Origin of the sequence: Emcibacter nanhaiensis (assembly GCF_006385175.1) — a bacterium.
In the GTDB taxonomy this organism is placed as follows: domain Bacteria; phylum Pseudomonadota; class Alphaproteobacteria; order Sphingomonadales; family Emcibacteraceae; genus Emcibacter; species Emcibacter nanhaiensis.
In genome coordinates, this window is sequence record NZ_VFIY01000004.1 from 626,254 (window position 1) to 646,361 (window position 20,108).

17 protein-coding genes are annotated in these 20,108 nt (G+C 56.6%); 9 read left to right on the forward strand and 8 right to left on the reverse strand.

Translation table 11 applies throughout. The features are described from left to right. Positions 1-127: 127 nt before the first annotated feature. Together erpA and xth are read left to right on the forward strand one after the other, a co-directional pair. Positions 128-469: an iron-sulfur cluster insertion protein ErpA gene (erpA, locus tag FIV46_RS03405; RefSeq protein WP_139938386.1), complete on the forward strand. Its 342-nt coding sequence runs from the start codon at positions 128-130 to the stop codon at positions 467-469. A gap of 8 nt (positions 470-477) precedes the next feature. After that, positions 478-1,254 carry an exodeoxyribonuclease III gene (gene xth, locus FIV46_RS03410; RefSeq protein WP_139938387.1) on the forward strand — a complete coding sequence of 259 codons (777 nt, stop codon included), beginning with the start codon at positions 478-480 and terminating at the stop codon, positions 1,252-1,254. Position 1,255: 1 nt separating this feature from the next. Here xth and FIV46_RS03415 read toward each other — a convergent pair whose 3' ends face one another. Then, on the reverse strand, positions 1,256-2,221 hold the full coding sequence (locus FIV46_RS03415) for a hypothetical protein (RefSeq protein ID WP_139938389.1): 966 nt from the start codon (positions 2,219-2,221) through the stop codon (positions 1,256-1,258). Between the two features lie 113 nt (positions 2,222-2,334). Here FIV46_RS03415 and FIV46_RS03420 point away from each other — a divergent pair, with 113 nt between their 5' ends. Then, a complete protein-coding gene (locus FIV46_RS03420; protein ID WP_139938391.1) occupies positions 2,335-2,772 on the forward strand; it encodes a DUF1330 domain-containing protein in 438 nt (145 codons plus the stop codon). On the opposite strand, the gene FIV46_RS03425 is transcribed toward FIV46_RS03420, so the two are convergent. The 4 genes from FIV46_RS03425 to kynU form a co-directional block, all read right to left on the reverse strand. Next, positions 2,753-3,679, reverse strand: a complete 927-nt coding sequence (locus FIV46_RS03425; protein ID WP_139938393.1) for a DUF3108 domain-containing protein — start codon at positions 3,677-3,679, stop codon at positions 2,753-2,755. The genes FIV46_RS03420 and FIV46_RS03425 overlap by 20 nt on opposite strands. After that, positions 3,676-4,407: a queuosine precursor transporter gene (locus FIV46_RS03430; protein WP_139938395.1), complete on the reverse strand. Its 732-nt coding sequence runs from the start codon at positions 4,405-4,407 to the stop codon at positions 3,676-3,678. Before FIV46_RS03430 ends, FIV46_RS03425 begins: the two co-directional genes overlap by 4 nt. A 148-nt stretch (positions 4,408-4,555) precedes the next feature. Beyond that, positions 4,556-6,049, reverse strand: a complete 1,494-nt coding sequence (locus FIV46_RS03435; RefSeq protein ID WP_139938397.1) for an FMN-binding glutamate synthase family protein — start codon at positions 6,047-6,049, stop codon at positions 4,556-4,558. A gap of 590 nt (positions 6,050-6,639) precedes the next feature. Then, positions 6,640-7,875 carry a kynureninase gene (kynU, locus tag FIV46_RS03440; protein WP_139938399.1) on the reverse strand — a complete coding sequence of 412 codons (1,236 nt, stop codon included), beginning with the start codon at positions 7,873-7,875 and terminating at the stop codon, positions 6,640-6,642. 198 nt (positions 7,876-8,073) lie between these two features. Between kynU and FIV46_RS03445 the strand changes: the two genes are divergently transcribed. After that, complete coding sequence (locus tag FIV46_RS03445; RefSeq protein ID WP_139938401.1) at positions 8,074-8,946, forward strand: alpha/beta hydrolase; 873 nt, start codon at positions 8,074-8,076, stop codon at positions 8,944-8,946. Here the strand turns inward: FIV46_RS03445 and kynA are convergent. Genes kynA through FIV46_RS03460 form a run of 3 tightly spaced genes read right to left on the reverse strand, consistent with a single transcriptional unit; the run spans position 8,938 to position 14,422 of the window. After that, complete coding sequence (kynA, locus tag FIV46_RS03450) at positions 8,938-9,783, reverse strand: tryptophan 2,3-dioxygenase (RefSeq protein WP_139938403.1); 846 nt, start codon at positions 9,781-9,783, stop codon at positions 8,938-8,940. The two genes, FIV46_RS03445 and kynA, sit on opposite strands and share 9 nt — an antisense overlap. A 23-nt stretch (positions 9,784-9,806) precedes the next feature. After that, on the reverse strand, positions 9,807-10,874 hold the full coding sequence (locus FIV46_RS03455; protein WP_139938639.1) for a Glu/Leu/Phe/Val dehydrogenase dimerization domain-containing protein: 1,068 nt from the start codon (positions 10,872-10,874) through the stop codon (positions 9,807-9,809). Positions 10,875-10,924: 50 nt separating this feature from the next. Next, the gene (locus tag FIV46_RS03460) at positions 10,925-14,422 is read right to left on the reverse strand and encodes an indolepyruvate ferredoxin oxidoreductase family protein (RefSeq protein ID WP_181163038.1); all 3,498 of its coding nucleotides are present in this window, start codon (positions 14,420-14,422) and stop codon (positions 10,925-10,927) included. Positions 14,423-14,561: 139 nt separating this feature from the next. Between FIV46_RS03460 and FIV46_RS03465 the strand changes: the two genes are divergently transcribed. The 5 genes from FIV46_RS03465 to FIV46_RS03485 all read left to right on the forward strand — a co-directional run bounded on the left by FIV46_RS03465 (position 14,562) and on the right by FIV46_RS03485 (position 20,085). After that, positions 14,562-15,038, forward strand: coding sequence for an Lrp/AsnC family transcriptional regulator (locus tag FIV46_RS03465; protein WP_139938405.1), 477 nt, complete (start codon positions 14,562-14,564; stop codon positions 15,036-15,038). A 103-nt stretch (positions 15,039-15,141) separates the two neighbouring features. After that, positions 15,142-16,329 carry an acetyl-CoA C-acyltransferase gene (locus tag FIV46_RS03470; RefSeq protein WP_139938407.1) on the forward strand — a complete coding sequence of 396 codons (1,188 nt, stop codon included), beginning with the start codon at positions 15,142-15,144 and terminating at the stop codon, positions 16,327-16,329. A gap of 57 nt (positions 16,330-16,386) precedes the next feature. Next, a complete protein-coding gene (locus FIV46_RS03475; RefSeq protein WP_139938409.1) occupies positions 16,387-18,504 on the forward strand; it encodes a molybdopterin-dependent oxidoreductase in 2,118 nt (705 codons plus the stop codon). An 89-nt stretch (positions 18,505-18,593) separates the two neighbouring features. Further along, positions 18,594-19,172 (forward strand): hypothetical protein, encoded by a 579-nt coding sequence (locus FIV46_RS03480; RefSeq protein ID WP_139938411.1) that lies wholly within the window; start codon positions 18,594-18,596, stop codon positions 19,170-19,172. A gap of 262 nt (positions 19,173-19,434) precedes the next feature. Beyond that, positions 19,435-20,085: a PEP-CTERM sorting domain-containing protein gene (locus tag FIV46_RS03485; RefSeq protein WP_139938413.1), complete on the forward strand. Its 651-nt coding sequence runs from the start codon at positions 19,435-19,437 to the stop codon at positions 20,083-20,085. Positions 20,086-20,108 lie beyond the last annotated feature (23 nt).

Here is a 20,108-nt window from a genome sequence, read left to right on the forward strand (position 1 = left end):
CCTTACAGGCTTTTCATGACAATTTCCCGCTTTTTTTGGAATATTGACAATTCTTTCAAGAAGCCTACATATACTGGGTATAGATAACTCAAAAAGTTACGTGAAATCAGGGCATCAGGACATTAACATGGGTACCATGGATACGCCGGTCACCTTATCGGCAAGCGCAGCAAAGCGGATCGCCACGCTGATCCAGAGCGAAGGCAATCCGGAGCTTAAATTCCGTATCGCCGTCAACGGCGGCGGTTGTTCCGGATTCCAGTATGACTTCAACCTGGTCGAGGACCAGAAAGACGATGACCTCGTCGTCGAACGGGACGGCGTGACCATGCTGGTCGACGGCCTGTCCCTGCTCTATCTGACCGGCTCCGAAGTGGATTTTGTGGAAGAGCTGGCGGGCTCGATGTTTGTCGTCAAAAACCCCAACGCCACAGCCTCCTGCGGCTGCGGTTCCTCCTTTGCCGTATAGGGAAATTCATGAAAATAGCCTCCTGGAATGTGAACTCCGTCAAGGCGCGCTTGCCGCGGGTGGTGGAATGGCTCGATGAATTCAAGCCCGATGTGGTTCTGCTGCAGGAACTGAAATGCGTTGATGAGAATTTCCCGCGCATGGAGATCGAGGACCTGGGCTATAACGTGGAAACCCACGGCCAGAAAACCTACAACGGGGTCGCCATCCTGTCCAAATACCCCATTGAAGATGTGATGGTCGGCCTGCCCGGCGACAAATCGGACGAACAGGCCCGTTATCTGGAGGCGACCGTCAACACCGTGCGGGTCGCCGCCCTCTACCTGCCCAACGGCAATCCGGTGCCGGGCGAGAAATTCGACTATAAACTGGGCTGGATGGACCGGCTCATCGCCCGGGCCGGGAAACTTCTGCAAACCGAGGAAGTCTTTGTGCTCGGCGGCGACTACAACGTTTGTCCCAAGGATGAAGACTGTTACGCCCCTGAACGGTTTGCCCGGGATGCGCTGTGCATGCCGGAAAGCCGCGATAAATTCTATACCCTGCTTAACCTCGGCCTGACCGATGCCCTCAGGGCCTTCCATCCCAGCGGCCATAACTATACCTACTGGGATTACCAGGGCGGCGCCTGGCAGAAAGACAACGGCCTCAGGATTGACCATCTGCTGCTTTCCCCCCAGGCCGCCGACAAGCTCAGGGCCTGCGATGTGGACCGCAAGCCGCGCGGTCGGGAAAAGGCCTCCGACCACACCCCGATCTGGTGTGAACTGGATGTGGCGGAATAAGCTAGCTTCTGTCTATCGCTTGCAGCATCTCGTCCGTCAGGCCGAAACGGTAGCGGAAAGCCAGGCCAAACATACTGCTAAAGACGGCAAAAATATAAAATGACAGCAGAATACTGAGCAGGCTTGTCGGCAGCATAATCCAGCTCAGGCTGCTCAGGGCTGTTGAAGCCTCGGGAAGGCTCTCATATTGACCTTCGGAAAACTCCCCCGCCATGATCATTGCGGGAATCATAGAAACGCCGGTACTGACCAAAGCAGATAGCAGGTAAGTCCCCCAAAGTGGCAGGAAAAGTCCTTTCAGTTTTGCGCCAAAAGGTACCCGTTCCTGTACTTTGCGTTTATTTCTTTCGTTCATGGCACCTGTAACCAGATCCACGCCGAAACGACTGAAAACATAACTCAAAACAAATGTAAATATTACCGACGTCGCCAGAGCGTACAGAAAGAAATATTTCACCAAGGCCGGAAGTTCCTCGTCGAGTGTTCCCATTTCGGATCGGTCAAAATCAAGCAACCCGCCGGTGACCACAGAAATTAGCAGCACGACAATCATCGACGCTATACCGCCGATAATCCCGATGACAATCAAGCGCCCGATGTTGCCCCAGACTCCTCTGAAAAAACGCATCAGGCCCGCGGGATATCTCTGGGATAACCCAAGACCTGTCCGCATCCATTCATTCATGACACCGGCCATTCCCATAATCATCGCTAAAAAAACGGGAATAACCAAAAGAGCGGTTACCTTTCCCACCAAAGCCAAAGGAAGCATTAAGGAGAAAAAATATATGATCATTGGTGCCAAAAGTACGCCAGCTGACAACAACAAAAGCCTTACGTTTTGAAATGGAAATAAAAGGCTTCTGCTGAACAAGCCGAGCCCCGGAATGTCATATATTTCAAATTGCTCCGGCAGATTGTAATATCCCGGCATCTGATCTTCACTAAACAGATTTGATGGCGTCATCTGATCCCCCCGCACATGTATAGAATAAATTGCTTATTTAATCTGGAAGTCTATCTGCTAAACTGAGAAATGCAAGATGTAGGGGAATCTGATGCCTCACAAAGGACACTGTCATGTATGTCTTTCCCACCGACAAACAGATCGAGGAGTTTACCGCCCGGGATCCGGATCTTCCCATGCTGATGGTCAATCTGGTCAGGTTCCGGGAAAATGCCTTTTACCCGGACGGCAGCAGATTTACGCCCTGTTCCGGACAGACTGCCTTTGAGGAAAGATATGCCGGCCCGGCCAGTCAAATTGCCGAAGCCATGGGAGCCAGGCTTGTCATCGGTGAAGCGGTACGGCAAATCTTCGTCGGCCCGGAAGATGAAAAATGGCACAGGTTTTACCTGCTGTACTATCCTGAAACACGGATTTTTCTCGACCTTCTGGTCATGCCGGAATTTCTCGACCTGTCGGTTCACCGGACAGCAGGCAGCCTGGACGCCCGCATGATTATCTGTGATGGCCCTGACGTGCCGAACGGACTGATCAAAGATTTCCGTCCATAAATTCTTCCCGCTCCTCTTTGCCCGATTCCTGTTCCGTTTCGTCGGGATTATTGGTTAGTGTCTCCTCATCGACGAACACTTCAATGTCGAGCTTCGACAGATAGACCTTCACTGTGCCCCAGCCGGTGGAAAATTCCCCCCTGACCGGCACCACAAACGGCAGATCCTTCCAGGGCACAACCCACAGGCTGAAGGTCTGGGGATCCCGGCTTTCCTTCTTGTCTTCATATTCCCGGGTACCGCGAATTTTTCCCGACAGCAGCCGTTCGCTGAAACGGCAGACAATGGCATTTCCGTCATAGAGGGATTTGCGGTTCTGCGGCAGATTTTCAATGGTCGGGCAGTTGTAGCTGTATTGCACTGCGGCGGAGCCGTCGAAGACCGGATCGCTGACATAGTCCTTGCCCTCGCCCAGGGTCTGGATATTTTGCCGGTTTTCCGTGAACAGGCCCAGCATATAGGTCATGGGATCCACATAGGTCCAGAATCTCTCCGGCACCGGCTCGCGTACCCATTTCCGGTCTTCGTTATAGATGCCGATGGTCAGTGGCTCGCCGCTGCCCGGCTCCCGCTCCAGCAGGTGCTTGTAGTGGGTATCACCCCAATGCCCCTGCTTTTTGTACAGCAACGGCAACATAGAGCCGTCCGCGTTAATCAGCCCCTTGGCGTAGGTGGTGCTTTCCGCCTCGCTGAAAAAGCTGAGCAACCCCCGGGTCTTGTACGAGACCTCGACCTTGTAGCTGTCCTTGGCCAGGTAAACATGGGAGGTAATGGTGGAAACCACAAAGCCGCCCCAATAGGCGTGGTAGGTGGCGTTCAGCTTGAACTTCTCAAATTCCTCTCCGGCCCTGACCGGCAAGGGGGCCAGGGAGACCAGGAGAACCAGGAGGCACATGAGTTTCCTCATTTTGCTTCTCCTTCCTCCGGCTCCAGATCGTCGTCGGTGGTTTCCAGACTGAACGGCGTGAAGTCGGTTTCATAGTCGAAGACATCAATGCCTTCGGCTTTTTTCAAGGCGCCGACAATGCGGTAGGTCACCGGGGTCAGCACCGCTTCCCAGCCGACCTTGAGCAGGAAATTGCTGATCATCACCTGGATCACGAGGCTGGCATCCCAGACGCCGAGGAAGGCCACCGGATAGAAAATCAGGCTGTCCGCCGCCTGTCCGACGATGGTCGAGCCGATGGTCCGGGTCCAGAGATGTTTGCCCTTGGTCCAGATTTTCATCCGCGCCATCACATAGGCATTGACGATCTCGCCAACAAAAAAGGCGCTGAGCGAGGCAAAGACGATGCGCGGCACCTGGCCGAATACGGTGGCATAGATTTCCTGCTGGTCCCAGCCCGGCGCCGGCGGCAGCTCCACCACCACGAAACTCATGAAGGAAGCAAAGGCAAGACCGGCGAACCCGGCCCAGATCACCTTGCGGGCGCGGGCGTAGCCATAAACTTCGGTCAACACGTCGCCGAACACATAGGACAGCGGGAAAAACAGCACTCCCGCGCCAAACACGAACGGGGTGCCAAAGACCTCCAGCGAGGCCACCTTGGCCGGCCCGATCAGGTTGGAACAGACCAGCACGGTGACGAACGCCGCCATCACCAGGTCGTAATATCTGTATCTGTGAAGCCCCATGCTCTGGTTATTTCACCCGGTTACTTAATTGCCTAAAAACTCAGTATCTTGTTCTTTTCTTTGGAGCCATTCTGCCTAAAACCGCACTCCCTGTACAGACAAACCAGATAAAACGCCCGGCAAATGAGACAAACTGCGCCTTTGCGGCCTACATGCCCAGTTCCGGATAGAGCTCCGACATCACCATCGACTTGCCGTTGCCGAGCCGGAGCCGGGCATGATCCCGGGTCAGTTGCCGCGGGCTGTCCACACCGCAGCTGTGGGCGATGATCTTCACTTCCTTTTCCATATTCCTGGCATAGTGATAGACCCGGACCGCCTTGTCTTCCGGATTGAGGCCATATTGCAGTTTCTTGTTGTGGGTGGTGATGCCGGTCGGGCAGGTATTCTTGTTGCACTGGAGCGACTGGATGCAGCCGAGCGCGAACATATAGCCGCGGGCGGAATTGACAAAATCCGCCCCGGCGCAATAGGCCCAGGCCACTTCCGACGGGGTGATCAGCTTGCCGCTGGCACAGACCCGGATCCGCTGCCGCAATCCCTGCTTCTTCAGGATATCGACCACCTCGGGCAGGCTTTCCCGGATCGGCACGCCCATATTGTCGATCAGGCTCATGGGCGCGGCGCCGGAGCCGCCGTCGGCGCTGTCGATGGTGATGAAGTCGGGCGCGCTTTCCTCGCCGCGCTTATTGATCTCCTCGCACAGGTCGACGTAGAAACTCTCGTGCCCCATGACGCTTTTGAAGCCGACCGGTTTACCGGTCACGTCGCGCACATAATGGATCATGTCCAAAAGGTCGCCGACATTTTTGATTTCCGGGTGGCGGTTGGGACTGATCGCATCTTCCCCCACCGGAATGCCGCGGATTGCGGCGATTTCCGGGGTGACCTTGATGCCGGGCAGGATGCCGCCCTTGCCGGGCTTGGCGCCCTGGCTCAGCTTGATTTCAATCATTTTGACCTGGTCGTGGCCGCCAACCTTGCGCAGCTTGTCCTCGTCAAACCCGCCTTCCGGCTTGCGCACCCCGAATTTGGCGGTGCCGATCTGGAACACGATGTCGCAGCCGCCTTCCAGGTGATAGGGCGACAATCCCCCTTCCCCGGTGTTCATCCACACCCCGGCCATTTTCGCCCCCCGGGACAAAGCCCGGACCGCCGGCACCGACAGCGCGCCAAAGCTCATGCCGGAAATATTGACCAGAGCGTCAGTTTCATAGGGGTGGCGGCAATGGGGGCCGATGGTGACCGGTCCGGCCTCGACCACTTCCTCATCCAGATGGGGGAAAGCGGTGTTGGCGAAATAGACCGTGCCCACGGGCCTGAGGTCGCGGGTGGAGCCGAAGGCGATGGTGCTGTCCACATCCTTGGCCGCCCGGTAGCACCAGGAGCGTTCGGCGCGGTTAAACGGCATTTCCTCCCGGTCCATGGCGAAAAAATACTGGCGGAAAAACTCGCCGAGATGCTCGAAGAAATAGCGGAACCGGGCAATGACCGGGAAATTGCGCCGGAGCGTGCTTTCGGTCTGGGTCTTGTCGACCACATAGAGAATGGCGACCCAGATGACCCCGGTGCCGACCACGAACAGGAACAGATAGGCCAGTACTTCGATGAAATTTATGGACAGCGTGGAGAAATTTTCCATGACACACACCCCTTGTTTTTCAAAAGCTTACACTGAACGGGGAGGTTTTAAAATGAAAAACCAAGAAGCCCCTTCTTTAGGACCCGGGTAGTCCATAAAAATGTGCCATCGCATAAAAGAGAGCCGCCAAAGTCACGTGCGACCCACTATATGAGAAAGCAAACTGCGAAACCCTTTTATGGTAGGCTGACAATTGGAAACGCTTTTTTTCAAACCACCATACGGCTAGCGAGATTAGCGGCGCAAAAAACAACATGAATGCGGCCGTTAATGAATGCATTCCTGACCATACATGCACATCCATCAAATAGTAGAGCAACATTGTAACCAGCCATCCATAGCAGCCGAACACGATAAATAAAGAAAATATTGGTGGAGAAGAAATTCGCGCCCTTCTCATCCTATGAGCCAGCCAAAGGAACAAAGACAGCCCTGCCAAAGGCAGTAGGATGTGAATTAATATCAACTTTGCAGATTCGGTCATTATTTGCCCCCAATTTTCACTTACTTATCCTACCCAATTTTGCAGCAAAAAAAAGCCCCGGTGCATTTCCACCAGGGCTCGAGTTGGACAGTAATGCCGTGACGGATCAGGTCACAGCAGCCTTTGCCTGATATTCAGGCAAATTCCATAAATTCTTCTGCATGATGTCCTGGAGCATTTCGACCGTGTCCCAGATATCACTGTAGCGGACATAAAGCGGGGCGAAACCAAAACGCAGGATATCCGGCGCCCGGAAGTCGCCGATGATGTTGCGCTCGATCAGGGCCTGCATGATGGGATAGCCATAGTCATGGGTCAGGGAAACCTGGCTGCCGCGCACCTCGGCATCGCGGGGACTGACGACCTCGAAGCCGCAGCCGTCGAGTTTTTCCTCTACCAACTGGATGAACATATCCCCGAGCCGTTTCGATTTCTCCCGCAGCATGCCCATGTCGGCCCGGGCCATCAGGTCGACGCCTTCCTCCAGTAAGGACATGGACAGGATCGGCTGGGTGCCGGTCATCATCTGCCAGATATCCTCGGCCGGTTCATAATCGCGGGTGAAGTCGAACGGCGCCTTGTGGCTCCACCAGCCGTCCAGCGGCTGCCGGAACCGGCCCTGGTGACGTTTGGCCACATAGACAAAGGCCGGGGCACCCGGCCCGCCGTTGAGATACTTATAGCCGCAACCAACCGCAAAATCCGCCTTCCAGTCGCCCAGGTCCACCGGCACCGCCCCGGCGGAATGGGCCAGGTCCCAGACCACCAGCGCGCCGACAGAGCGGGCCTTTTCCATGATCGCTTTCACATCCAGGATCTGCCCGGTCTTGTAATGGACATGGACCAGCGAGACCACGGCCACATCCTCGGTAATCGCGTCGATCAGCTGTTCGCGCTCGGCAAAAATCACCTCATGGCCATAGCCAAGATGCTTGCACAGGCCTTGGGCCACATAATTGTCGGTGGGAAAATTGGAGCCTTCCATCAGGATCTTGCGCCGGTCCGCCTTCATGTCGAGCGCCAGGCTCAGCACCTTGAACAGGTTGAGGCTGGTATTGTCGCAGACGATGACCTCGCCCTGATCGGCGCCGATCAGACCGGCGATCTTATTCCCGATCCGCTGGCCCATCTCGAACCAGCCGGCCTTGTTCCAGCTTTTAATCAGGTCCCGGCCCCATTCCTGCTCCACCACCCGGCGGGCGCGTTCTTTCGAGCTTTTCGGCAGCGGTCCAAGACTGTTGCCATCCAGGTAAATCACATCTTCAGGTAACTCGAATTCCGCGCGAAAGGATGCCAGGGGATCGGTGCGATCCAGATCTTCAAACTGTTCCCGGGTCAGCATTCAGCACTACTCCTTATCAAAACTCTCATTTTCAATTCTGCCAATGACAACCCCTGAAGCATCATCTATCTTTTAACCCCACGGGAAAATTTACCATTCTTTTTCCTGTCAGTAATTTTTTTCTGACAGGAAAAAACAGCAAAAACTGCGCCTGTGGGCGGAATAAACAGTTAAAAATTTTATGGGGATCAAAAGACTGTGGCGAAAGATATCTGGCGCGACTGGGACAGGGAAAAACTTGAGCGGGAATATTCGCCAAGCAGCTGCATTGACGACATCAAAGTCTATATCAAGATGTATAATGAGCTCAGCGCAAAAGGCCGGGAAGCCTGCGCCAAAAACCTGCTGGCCGACGTCAGATACGGGCCGGAGGAGCGCTCGGTCATGGATGTTTTCGTCCCCGACGGCGACGGCCCCTTCCCGGTCCATGTGTTTATCCACGGCGGCTACTGGCAGATGCTGTCAAAATTGGAAAGCAGCTTTGCCGCCCCCAATTTTATCGACCAGGATATCATCTTCATTGCCCTCGATTATACCCTGGCGCCGGAAGCCACCATGCCGGAGATCATCGAGCAGACCCGACGCGGCCTGATCAGCATCCTGAAAACCGCCCATAACTTCAAAGGTGACCCCGGGAATGTTTCCATTTCCGGCAGCTCGGCCGGCGGCCACCTCGCCGCGGAGATGCTCAGCACCGACTGGCCGGCATGGGGATTTGACAGCTGCCCGCTGAAGGCCGCCCTGCTCGTCAGCGGCGTATTTGACGTGCGCCCGCTGGTCCATACCTATGTCAACGACCCGCTGGGGCTCGACGAGCCAACCGCCGAGGCCTGCAGCCCGATGTTTCACCTGCCGGAGCACAGCTGCCCGATACTTGTGACCTATGGCGAAAATGAAACCGCCGAGTTCAAGCGCCAGAGCGAGGATTATTTCCGCGCCATGCTGGCAAAAGGCGCGAGCGGGGAATGTTTTGAACTCCCCGTCGTCAATCACTTCGATATTGTCATGGAACTCAACCGGCCGGACAGCCTGCTGTTCCGGAAACTAGAGGCCCTGATCCGTTCAGAGTGAGGTGCGGACCGACCAGAGTTCGGGGAAGAATTGCAGCTCGAGCGCCTTGGACAGATAACTGACCCCGCCGGTGCCGCCGGTGCCGCGCCGGTAGCCGATCACCCGCTCCACCGTTTTCAGGTGGCTGAAGCGCCAGCTCTGGAACCGATGTTCCAGGTCGACCAGTTTTTCGGCCAGCTCATAAAGATCCCAGTATTTGTCGGCCATGGCGTAAACCTGCTGCCAGACCTGCTCCACCTCTGCGGAGGCCACATAGGGCTCGCTCCAGTCCCGGCTGAGCTTGTCGGTGGGAACATTGAAGCCACGATCATAGAGCAGCTTCAGGGTCAGGTCATAAATGCTCGGCGTATCCAGTGCCGCCCTGACCTGGCGGTAGATTTCCGGATGAGCCTTGTGCACCTCGACCATGCCCGGGTTCTTGTTGCCCAGCGAAAATTCGATGATCCGGTACTGGTAGGACTGGAACCCGCTGCTCTGGCCAAGCGAGTCCCGGAACTTGAGGTAATCGCTCGGCGTCATGGTGGCGAGGATGTTCCAGGACTGAATCAGCTGTTCCTGGATGCGGGCGATGCGGCTGATCATCTTGAACGCCGGGCCAAGCTCATCCCGGCGGATCTGTTCCATGGCGCCAGTCAGTTCATGGATCGATAGCTTCATCCACAGTTCGGAGGCCTGATGAATGATGATAAACATCATCTCGTCATGCTGGTCGCTGCGCAGGGTCTGGCAGTCGAGCAACTTGTCGAGACCAAGATACTGGCCGTAGCTGACATCCTGGTCCCAGTGGATATCTTCCCCGGTCAGGTCGACAGCGCCGGGTTTGTAAGTCTCACTCATCAGGTTCCCCTCTGATTGCCCAATCAGGCTGCTTTGCCCGCCCGGTTGCGCACACGGCCCGCCTCAATGATTTCCTCGGCCAGTTCGTCGGCAATCACATTGGTCGGGCGGTTCTCTTCGTCCGAGCGACGATAGATGGTCATCAGGGTATTGTAAATATTGGACACTTTTTCACGCACCCAATCCACATCATATTTGCCGCGCGCCTCGGCGGAGACATTGATGATGCCGCCAGCGTTGATCACATAGTCGGGTGCATAGAGGATACCGCGCTCTTTCAGCATACGGCCGTGTTCGTCGCGGGCCAGCTGGTTATTGGCGGCCCCGGCAACAATCGCGGTTTTCAGGGTGGGAATGGTATCGTCATTCAATACCGCGCCCAAGGCGCAGGGCGCCAGCACATCACAGTCCACCGACAGGATTTCAGCGGGGGCAACGACCGTGGCGCCGAATTCGGCGACCGCGCGGTCGATGGACGGCTGGTGAATGTCCGACACCACCAGTTTCGCCCCGGCTTCATGCAGGAAGCGGCACAGGTAATACCCCACATGACCCAGGCCCTGGACGGCAACGGTCATGCCGTCCATGTCTTCCTTGCCCAACTTGTATTTGACAGCGGCGCGAATGCCATTGAAGACGCCCTCGGCGGTAAAGGGAGACGGATCGCCGGAGGCATGTTCGCCTTCGCTGAGGCCGATCACGTGGCTGGTTTCCCGGGCGACGGTTTCCATATCTTCCACGGAAATACCAACGTCTTCCGCAGCAATATATTTACCTCCCAGGCTTTCCACCATGCGACCGAAGGCGCGGAACATTTCCTCGCTCTTGTCGCTGTGGGGATTGCCGATAATGACGGATTTACCGCCGCCCAGGTCCAGACCGGCCACGGCATTCTTGTAGCTCATGCCGCGGGAAAGACGAAGCACATCGGCGATGGCGTCCATTTCATTGTCATAGGGCCACATGCGACAACCACCGGCCGCCGGGCCGAGGGTGGTGTCGTGCATGGCGATAATCGCCTTCATGCCGGTTTCCTTGTCGTGCAGGTAAACAAGCTGTTCGTGTCCTTTGAACTGGTTTGCTTCGATCATCACTCTGACTTTCTCTTTTGGTGCAGATTTGCGGTTTGTGTGCCCGGCATTCAGGCCGGGATTTTCTCTTCGGTTTTGGCAGCAGAAGAAACGGCGCCGGTTTCCAGGTCACTCAACAGACCGGCAAGCTTCTCTTTCTGTTCGTGGAGGTTGCGCTCCTTGACATGGCCATAGCCGCGGATGTCTTTCGGGAAAGAGGCAATGTCCACGCACAGCTGGTAATTATCTTTATTCAGCCGCTTCATGATCTCTTCCACCACCAGCTGATATTCCCTGATCAGCTGGCGCTCCTGGCGACGCTCCTCGGTATAACCGAAAATATCGAGGGCAGTGCCGCGCAGGCCCTTGAATTTGGCCAGCACACCGAAAGCTTTCAGCATCCAGGGTCCGAACTCGCGTTTTTTCGGCAGACCGGTGGCCTTGTCCTTCTTCTCCAGGATCGGCGGGGCCAGATGGAACTGCAGCTTGTAGTCGCCCTCAAACTGGGCTTCCAGCTTTTTCAGGAACTTGCCGTTGCTGTACAGCCGCGCCACTTCATACTCATCCTTGTAAGCCATCAGCTTGTGGTAGAAACGGGCCACGGCCTCGCTGAGATCGCCCACCCGACCAAATAACTCAGACTCTCTCGCCCGCACCCGGTTCACCAGGTCGGTATATTTGCGGGCATAGGCCGCATTCTGGTAGGCGGTCAGGTAATTCTCCCGCTTCTCAATCACCTCATCCAGGGTATCAGCGATATGTTCGTGGCTGGACGGATCCAGCAGCGGACGGACCACCTCTTCCACCTGTTCCGGAGCATGGGCGGCCAGCCGGCCGCAGGCAAAGGTTTTCAGGTTCTGCTCCACGGCGACGCCGTTGAGTTCGATGGCCCGTTTCAGGGACTCATAGCCCAGCGGAATCAGGCCCTTCTGCCAGGCATAGCCCAGCATGAAGATATTGGTAGCGATGGAATCGCCCAGCAGATGGGTGGCAATTTCTGTGGCTTCAATGAAGTAACGACCGTCGTCCTTGGTGTGCTCGGCAATGGCTTTCTTCAGCGCCTCTTCCTTGAAGTCGATATTGTTGTGCTCGACGAAGGACGACACCGGGATCCGGTGCGCATTGATCACCGCACGGGTCTTGTTCTTCTGGATGGCCTCTACAGCCTGCGGGCTTGCCGCCACCACCATGTCGCAGGCCAGCAGCAGATGCGCACCGCCGGTCAGGATATGCGGGGTGCGCAGTTCATTCATATCCGGACCAAGCCGCACATGGGACAGCACCGCGCCGCCCTTCTGCGCAAGGCCGGCCATATCCAGGATCGAGCTGGCCTTGCCTTCCACATGGGCCGCCATGCCAAGCAGCGCGCCGATGGTCAGCACGCCGGTGCCGCCAACACCGGACACCATAATGTTATAGGCATGCTCCAGTTCCGGAACGGCCGGCTCGGGAATATGCTCCAGCAGCGCTTCAAAGCCGGTGGCCCTGGTCTTACGCAGCTTGCCGCCGTAGACACTGACGAAGGACGGGCAGAAGCCGTTTACACAGCTGTAGTCCTTGTTGCAGCTCGACTGGTTGATGGTGCGCTTGCGGCCATACTCGGTTTCCAGCGGCTCGACAGAGACGCAGTTGGATTTCACGGAACAATCGCCGCAGCCTTCGCAGACCGCGTCGTTGATGAACACCCGGCGATCCGGGTCTGGGAACAGGCCGCGCTTGCGGCGACGGCGTTTTTCCGCCGCACAGGTCTGGTCGTAAATGATGACCGTGCAGCCTTCGGTGTTACGGGCTTCTTCCTGAATGGCGGGCAGCTCGTCCCGGTGCAGCACCGGAATATGGGCCGGAATACCACTGCGGTCGTCATAGCGGCTCAGGTCCTCGGTCAGGATCCAGATTTTCTTCGCCCCTTCGCCGGCCATCTGGGAGGCAATGCCGGGCACCGTCAGCTGACCGTCATGGGGCTGGCCGCCGGTCATGGCAACCGCATCGTTATAGAGGATCTTGTAGGTGATATTCACCCCGGCCGCGATAGACTGGCGCACGGCCAGCACGCCGGAATGAAAATAGGTGCCATCGCCGAGGTTGGCAAAGATATGCTTTTCCTTGGTAAAGGGCGCCTGACCAACCCACGGCACACCCTCGCCGCCCATCTGGGTAAAGGTGGACGTATTGCGGTCCATCCACAGCGCCATGATGTGACAGCCGATCCCGGCCGCCGCCCGGCTGCCTTCCGGCACCTTGGTGGAGGTGTTGTGGGGACAGCCGGAGCAGAAATAGGGCGTGCGCGCCAGCGGCGTCGCATAGTTTTTCTGCATGTCCTCGCGGCGATTGAAGAATTCGAGCCGTTCTTCGATATGCTCGTTACGGTAAAAACGGGAAATCCGGTCGGCAATCACATGGGTAATCAGGCCGACGCTGAGGCCGTTTTCCGGCGGCAGAAGCCACTGGCCCTTCTCGTCATATTTACCGACCACCCGCGGGCGGATATCCGCCGGCATGTTGAACAGCTGCTGCTTGAGCTGGTTTTCAATCAGTTCGCGCTTTTCCTCGACAATCAGGATTTCCTCAAGACCGGTACAGAAATTGCGCACCCCGTCCGGCTCCAGCGGCCAGGGCATGCCTACTTTATAGACGCGCAGGCCAATCTGCTCGGCCACGTCCTGGTCAATACCCAGTTCAAACAGGGCCTGGCGCACATCGCCATAGCTCTTGCCGCTGGTGATGATGCCGAAGCGCGGCTTTGAGCTGTCCATGACAATCTGGTCGACCTTGTTCTTTTTGACAAAGGCCAGGGCGGCAAACAGCTTGTAGCGCTGCAGGCGGTAGTCCTGTTCTTTCCACACATCGTTGGGACGAATATGCACACCGCCCGGCGGCATTTCGAATTCGGTGGCGTCAGGGAACAGGATTTCCCGCTGTTCGCGGCTCAGGTCTACGGTCGCCGTGGTCTCGGCCGTCTCGCTGGTCACCTTGAAGGCAGTCCAGCAGCCGGAGTAGCGGGACATGGCAATGCCGAGCAGGCCGTATTCGACAAATTCCTGGATGTCGGTCGGATAGAGCATCGGCAGCATGGTCGCATAGAAGCTGTGGTCGGACTGATGCGGCAGGGTGGAGGATTTGGCGGAATGGTCGTCCCCGGCAATGGCCAGGACGCCGCCATGAGGACTGGTGCCGGCGGCATTGGCGTGACGGAAGGTATCGCCGGTGCGGTCCACGCCCGGGCCCTTGCCGTACCAGATCCCGAACACGCCGTCATAGTTGGCGCCTTTGAAGATATTAACCTGCTGGGTGCCCCAGACGGCCGTGGCCGCCAGTTCTTCGTTGAGACCCGGCTGAAAATGAACATCATTGGCGTCCAGGATTTTCTTGGCCTTCATGATGGCCTGGTCATAGCCGCCGAGCGGGGAGCCGCGATACCCGGAAATGAACCCGGCCGTGTTCAGACCGGCAGCCTGGTCACGCCAGCGCTGCACGATGGGAATACGCACCAGAGCCTGGGTTCCGGACATGAAAGCGCTGCCGCTTTCCAGCATATATTTATCGTCAAGTGAGATAAGATCTTTTTTCACTGCCCTACTCCAATTTCTCAACCAACCCTAAATTTGAATTATTTTTGCATATTTTTTGCGAAATTAAGTTTCTTTTTTGAATTGTTTACAGTAGTTTTGGCTATATTTTTGCCTTTTTGAAGAACATTGAGAAAAAATAATGCTTGATAAATTGAACGACATTGACCGTAAAATCCTGGCCACCCTGCAACAGGACGCCAGCCTGACCAACACGGAACTTGCCGACAAGGTGGGGCTCTCTACCGCGCCGTGCTGGCGCCGGGTGAAGAGGCTTGAAGAACTTGGCCTGATCGACGGCCGGGTCGCCATCCTGAATCCGGAAAAGCTCGGTCTGCATATTGTCACCTTCGCCAATGTGAAACTGTCCCACCACAAGGACAATGCGCTCGAGGAGTTCGAGAAACTGATCGAAGTCTATCCGGAAGTGACTGAATGCTACACCATCAGCGGCTCCATGGACTATGTCCTGAAAATCGTCACCACCGATATGGCGGCCTACGAGAACTTCCTGCGCCAGAAACTGCTCAAAATGGAGATGGTCAACGAAGTGCATTCCCGTTTTGCCGTCACCAAGGTCAAATATACAACAGCTCTGCCGCTCAAAATCTCTAAATAAAGCTTTTTGACAATTCAAACAATCGTTTGATTTTTATATTGCCCTGTCTCCCTATCTGATTTAGACTCCCGGTCATTCCATAAAATTCTGCCGGGAGACAATCATGAGAGACGCCGTTATCGTATCCACAGCCCGCACGCCTATCGGGCGCGCCTTCAAGGGAGCCTTCAACAACACCAAATCGCCGACCATGGGGGGCCATGTGGTGCGTGAAGCCGTCAAACGTTCCGGTCTCGACGGGGCGGAGATCGAAGATGTGATCATGGGCTCCGCCCTGCCCTGCGGCACCTCCGGCTATAATATTGGCCGTCTTGCCGCGGTCGCAGCCGGACTGCCGGTCACAGTTTCCGGAATGACCATGGACCGGCAATGTTCTTCCGGCCTTATGTCCATTGCCACAGCAGCAAAACAGATCATTTGTGACGGTATGAATGCCGCAGTGGGGGCCGGACTCGACAGTATTTCCCTGGTGCAGAACCAGGGCTTTAAATGGATGATGGAGAGCGCCGACCCGAAGGTACTGGAAATCAACCAGAATGCCTATATGCCCATGCTGCAGACGGCGGAAGTGGTGGCCCAAAAATACAAGATCAGCCGTGATGCCCAGGATGAATATTCCCTGCTCAGCCAGCAGCGCACCGCCATGGCCCAGCATGAAGGCAAATTCGATGATGAGATCGTGCCCCTGCCGACAGTCAAGCTGGTCAAGGACAGGGAAACCGGTGAGGTCTCCGAAGTCGCCGTGACCCTGGAAAAGGATGAGGGCAACCGGCCGGAAACCTCCCTGGAGAGCCTGCAGTCGCTGCAGCCGGTGATCGAAGGCGGTTCTATTACCGCCGGCAACGCCAGCCAGCTGTCTGACGGCGCCTCCGCCTGTGTACTGATGGAAGGCAAGCTCGCCGAACAAAAGGGCATCGAACCGCTCGGCATCTATCGCGGCATGGCCGTGGCCGGCTGCCCGCCGGAAGAAATGGGGATCGGCCCGATCTATGCCATTCCCAAGCTGCTGAGCCAGGCGGACCTGACCATCAATGACATCGGCCTGTGGGAACTGAACGAAGCCTTTGCCGTGCAGGCGCTATACTGTCGGGATCATCTCGGCATCGATCCGGAGATCTACAATGTCAACGGCGGCGCCATTTCCATCGGCCACCCCTACGGCATGAGCGGATCCCGCATGGTCGGCCATGCCCTGATCGAAGGCAAGCGCCGCGGCGCCAAATATGTGGTGGTGACAATGTGCGTCGGTGGCGGCATGGGCGCCGCCGGCCTGTTTGAAGTAGTACAATAAGAAGTATCTTAGTACAGGGAGACCAACTTCTAAGCAGACAAAACTGGGGACATTGATATGGAACGGACAATCTATCGGGCCTGCCCGCTGTGCGAGGCCATCTGCGGACTGGAAATCAAGACCAGGGACCGGGAGATTGTCTCGATCCGCGGTGACAGGGACGACCCTTTCAGCCGTGGCCATATCTGCCCCAAGGCCGTCGCCCTCCAGGACATTCAGGACGACCCGGACCGGTTGCGCCGGCCCCTGAAGAAAATCGGGAATGGCTGGCAGGAAATCGGCTGGGACGAGGCCCTGGACGAGGTCACCGAACGCCTGTTCAGCCTGCGCGAGGCCCACGGCCCTGACTCCCTCGGCATCTATCTCGGCAATCCCAATGTGCATAACCTGGGCGCCATGACCCACGGCCCCCTTTTCTATAAAATGCTGCGCACAAAAAACCGCTATTCCGCCACGTCCGTCGACCAGTTGCCGCACCAGCTGGTCAGCTACCTGATGTATGGTCATCAGTTCCTCCTGCCGGTGCCGGATATCGATCATACCGACTATATGCTGATCCTGGGCGCCAATCCGCTGGTGTCCAACGGCAGCATGATGACCTGTCCGGATGTCAAGGCCCGTCTCAAAGCGATCCAGGAGCGGGGCGGCAAAGTCGTCGTCATCGATCCGCGCCGCAGCGAAACCGCCCGGATGGCCGACCACCATCATTTCATCCGGCCGGGCGGCGATACCGCCCTGCTGCTGGCCCTGCTGAAAATCCTGCTGGAGACGGTCAATCCGGATCGACGATCGCACCTGTCAGGCCATCTGGAAAAGCTGGACCAGGTAGAGGATATGCTGGCCTCCGTTGAGATAGCCGACTGCGCCGCCTCGTGCGGCATTGCAGTTGGGGATATCCAGTCGATTGCCGACGACCTGGCGACAGCCGGCAAGGCCGCCTGCTATGGGCGGCTTGGCGTCAGTGTCACCGAGAACGGCACCCTCAATCACTGGCTGATCCAGATGATCAATATCGTCACCGGCAACCTGGACCGGGTCGGCGGCACCCTCGTCACTGATCCGGCTGTCGATCTGGTCGGCATGCGTTTGATGGGCCCCGGCGGCTACGGCCGCTGGCGCAGCCGGGTCAATAACCTGCCGGAAGCCTGCAGCGAACTGCCGGTCTCGGAGCTGGCCACGGAGATCCTGACCCCGGGCGACGGTCAGATCCGGGGTCTGATTACCACGGCCGGCAATCCGGTGCTCAGCACCCCCAACGGCCGCAAGCTGGATGACGCGCTCGAGCAACTGGACTTCATGGTGTCGATCGACCTTTACCTCAATGAAACTACCCGCCATGCCGACATTATCCTGCCGCCAACGGCGCCGCTGGAACATGATCACTATGACATCAGCTTCCTGGCGCTGGCCGTACGCAATGTTACCCGCTACAGCGAAGCGGTCTTTGACAAGCCGGAGGGGACGCTGCATGAATGGGAAATTTTCGACCAGCTGACCCGGCGCATGACGGCAAAGATGGATGCCCCGGTCACGACCAGAAGCCGCGCCCCGGCCCGAATGGTCAATCTCAGTCTCGCCTATGGCCCCTATGGCAAACGCCGCCGCGCAGAGGCGGGCCTCAGCCTCAAAAAGCTGCAAAATAGTCCCCACGGCATCGACTTGGGCCCGCTGAAGCCAGGATTGCTGAAAAAACTGCGAACCAGGGGACAGAAGATCGACTGCCTTCCAGACCTGATCCGCGAAGGCCTGACCGCGTTCCTCAAGGACCTCACCTCACGTCCCAAAGAAGGTCTGTTGCTGATCGGTCGGCGCCACCTGCGCTCCAACAACAGCTGGATGCACAATTACGAACGGCTGGTCAAAGGCAAGGAGCGCTGCACCCTGCTGGTGCATCCGGATGACATGGCCAGATGCGGGCTTACCGATGGGGACTATGCCCTGCTTCAGTCACGGGTGGCCAAGCAAAAAGTTCTGGTGGAAGCCTCGGAAGAGATGATGCCCGGGACCGTCAGCCTGCCCCACGGCTGGGGCCACAACCGTGCGGGCCTCCGTCTAGCCGTCGCTGCGGAACATGCAGGCGTGAGCGTGAATGATTTTACCGATGAGATGCAGCGTGATCCGATCGCCGGGACCTCCGCCCTCAACGGTGTGTCGGTCCGCCTGTCCCCCATATAAGATTTTCCTCAAATATAACTCTTGCAACCGCCATTGCCCTGGCTTAACTTTGCCCCGATCTAGCGCATATAGAATAATTAGGAAAGTTAATGCCAGGCGATCGTTTACTGCGATTAATGGATATTGAAGAGTTCAGGCAAACTGCTCTTCCATTGCACGATGAAATGCTGTCCCTGTGGGAAGAACTCAGGGGTAGTCCGGAAAATGCCCCCCCGGCCCGCAAGGACTTCAGCCTGACCAAAGTCGGCGGCAAGGCAAAATATATTTCTGTTACCGAATTGACACCGGAGGGGCGCCTGAGACTGCGGCTGTCCAGCACCCTGTTCGATGAGACTACTGGGGTTGCCGCCTCCGGACAATATTTTGACGACATCATGAGCCCGCGGGACGCCGCACAACTGCAGCCACTGATAAGCGCCGCCATCACCACTCCCTGCGGCCTTTATACCGACCAGACAGTGGTGCTCGCCTCCGGCGCAACATTCCTTGCCAAAAGTCTTTATCTGCCCTGTTACAATGAGGGACAGCCGTCCAGCGTGATTGGGACAGTGCATGCCGATGAACAGGGCATGAAATACCTCAGGGGCGGCCAGCAATTTGTCATCAGTGAGCGCCAGCTCAACGAAGCCTTTTTTATTGACCTGGGCTATGGGCTACCCTCGCTGTAGAAGCAATATCCAACACCTTACGATATTGACTTATGTCTCTCTTTTCTGAAGGCACAGACCAGTAAAAATGCCTCTGTAAGCCGTGAACCAGGCGTCATATATATGCATATGCAATGATGTAAAGAAACCTGACAAATGTCAGAATTCCTTACACTTTCCATTATGTCTTTTATTCTAACCCACTAATATTATGAGACTATTTCATTGGCACAGTAATTGCTAGTGTCCGAGGACATATAATTTAACGAGTGGGAAAATTGATATGAGTATCGCAAAAACCATTAAAGCCGGTTTGCTGGCAGCAAGCTTCGCCCTCGCAGGAGCTTTGTCTGCCGACGCGACCGTTATCTGGGACCAGAGCCCCGATACAACGGGGGGAAGCTCAACCAGCAACACCTGGACAAACAATTCGGACGGTCAGAACTTCGCGGAAATCGTAAATTTCGGCCAAGGTGGCACACTGACCGGGATAGATATCTTCAGTTATGATGGGTATGGCAGCGTCGGCGGTGCGGTCACCATCAGGATCTGGGCCGATGATGGCGGGCTACCGGGCGCCCTGATCACCAGCATTGATTCAGAGATCGCCACCATCGACACCGAAGCCACCTCCCTGGTTTCGGTTAGCCGCAAATACGCCGAATTTGACTTCGCCTTTGACGCCGGCAGCTTCTGGATCGGCATGTCCGGAACCGGCTATACATTGGGCCAGACAGGCCTGGATAACATTATCGATGACAGAATGGCACAGTTCAGTGGTGAAACCTATTCCCACCTGGCTTCTGTTACCGGGGACATGGCCTTCCGCCTGCACGGCGAACTCGGCGATGTCGAAGTGCCGGAACCGGCCCCGCTGGCCCTGTTGGGTCTCGGCCTTATCGGCCTGGGGATTGCCCGCAAGCGCAACGCCTGATCTGGAAACATCTCCATTAAAAA

Bases quoted from the DNA above. Each gene is read 5' to 3' on its own strand.
- erpA (WP_139938386.1), top strand. From the start codon at position 128: ATGGGTACCATGGATACGCCGGTCACCTTATCGGCAAGCGCAGCAAAG.
- xth (WP_139938387.1), top strand. From the start codon at position 478: ATGAAAATAGCCTCCTGGAATGTGAACTCCGTCAAGGCGCGCTTGCCG.
- FIV46_RS03415 (WP_139938389.1), bottom strand. From the start codon at position 2,221: ATGACGCCATCAAATCTGTTTAGTGAAGATCAGATGCCGGGATATTAC.
- FIV46_RS03420 (WP_139938391.1), top strand. From the start codon at position 2,335: ATGTATGTCTTTCCCACCGACAAACAGATCGAGGAGTTTACCGCCCGG.
- FIV46_RS03425 (WP_139938393.1), bottom strand. From the start codon at position 3,679: ATGAGGAAACTCATGTGCCTCCTGGTTCTCCTGGTCTCCCTGGCCCCC.
- FIV46_RS03430 (WP_139938395.1), bottom strand. From the start codon at position 4,407: ATGGGGCTTCACAGATACAGATATTACGACCTGGTGATGGCGGCGTTC.
- FIV46_RS03435 (WP_139938397.1), bottom strand. From the start codon at position 6,049: ATGGAAAATTTCTCCACGCTGTCCATAAATTTCATCGAAGTACTGGCC.
- kynU (WP_139938399.1), bottom strand. From the start codon at position 7,875: ATGCTGACCCGGGAACAGTTTGAAGATCTGGATCGCACCGATCCCCTG.
- kynA (WP_139938403.1), bottom strand. From the start codon at position 9,783: ATGAGTGAGACTTACAAACCCGGCGCTGTCGACCTGACCGGGGAAGAT.
- FIV46_RS03455 (WP_139938639.1), bottom strand. From the start codon at position 10,874: ATGATCGAAGCAAACCAGTTCAAAGGACACGAACAGCTTGTTTACCTG.
- FIV46_RS03465 (WP_139938405.1), top strand. From the start codon at position 14,562: ATGCTTGATAAATTGAACGACATTGACCGTAAAATCCTGGCCACCCTG.
- FIV46_RS03470 (WP_139938407.1), top strand. From the start codon at position 15,142: ATGAGAGACGCCGTTATCGTATCCACAGCCCGCACGCCTATCGGGCGC.
- FIV46_RS03475 (WP_139938409.1), top strand. From the start codon at position 16,387: ATGGAACGGACAATCTATCGGGCCTGCCCGCTGTGCGAGGCCATCTGC.
- FIV46_RS03480 (WP_139938411.1), top strand. From the start codon at position 18,594: ATGCCAGGCGATCGTTTACTGCGATTAATGGATATTGAAGAGTTCAGG.
- FIV46_RS03485 (WP_139938413.1), top strand. From the start codon at position 19,435: ATGAGTATCGCAAAAACCATTAAAGCCGGTTTGCTGGCAGCAAGCTTC.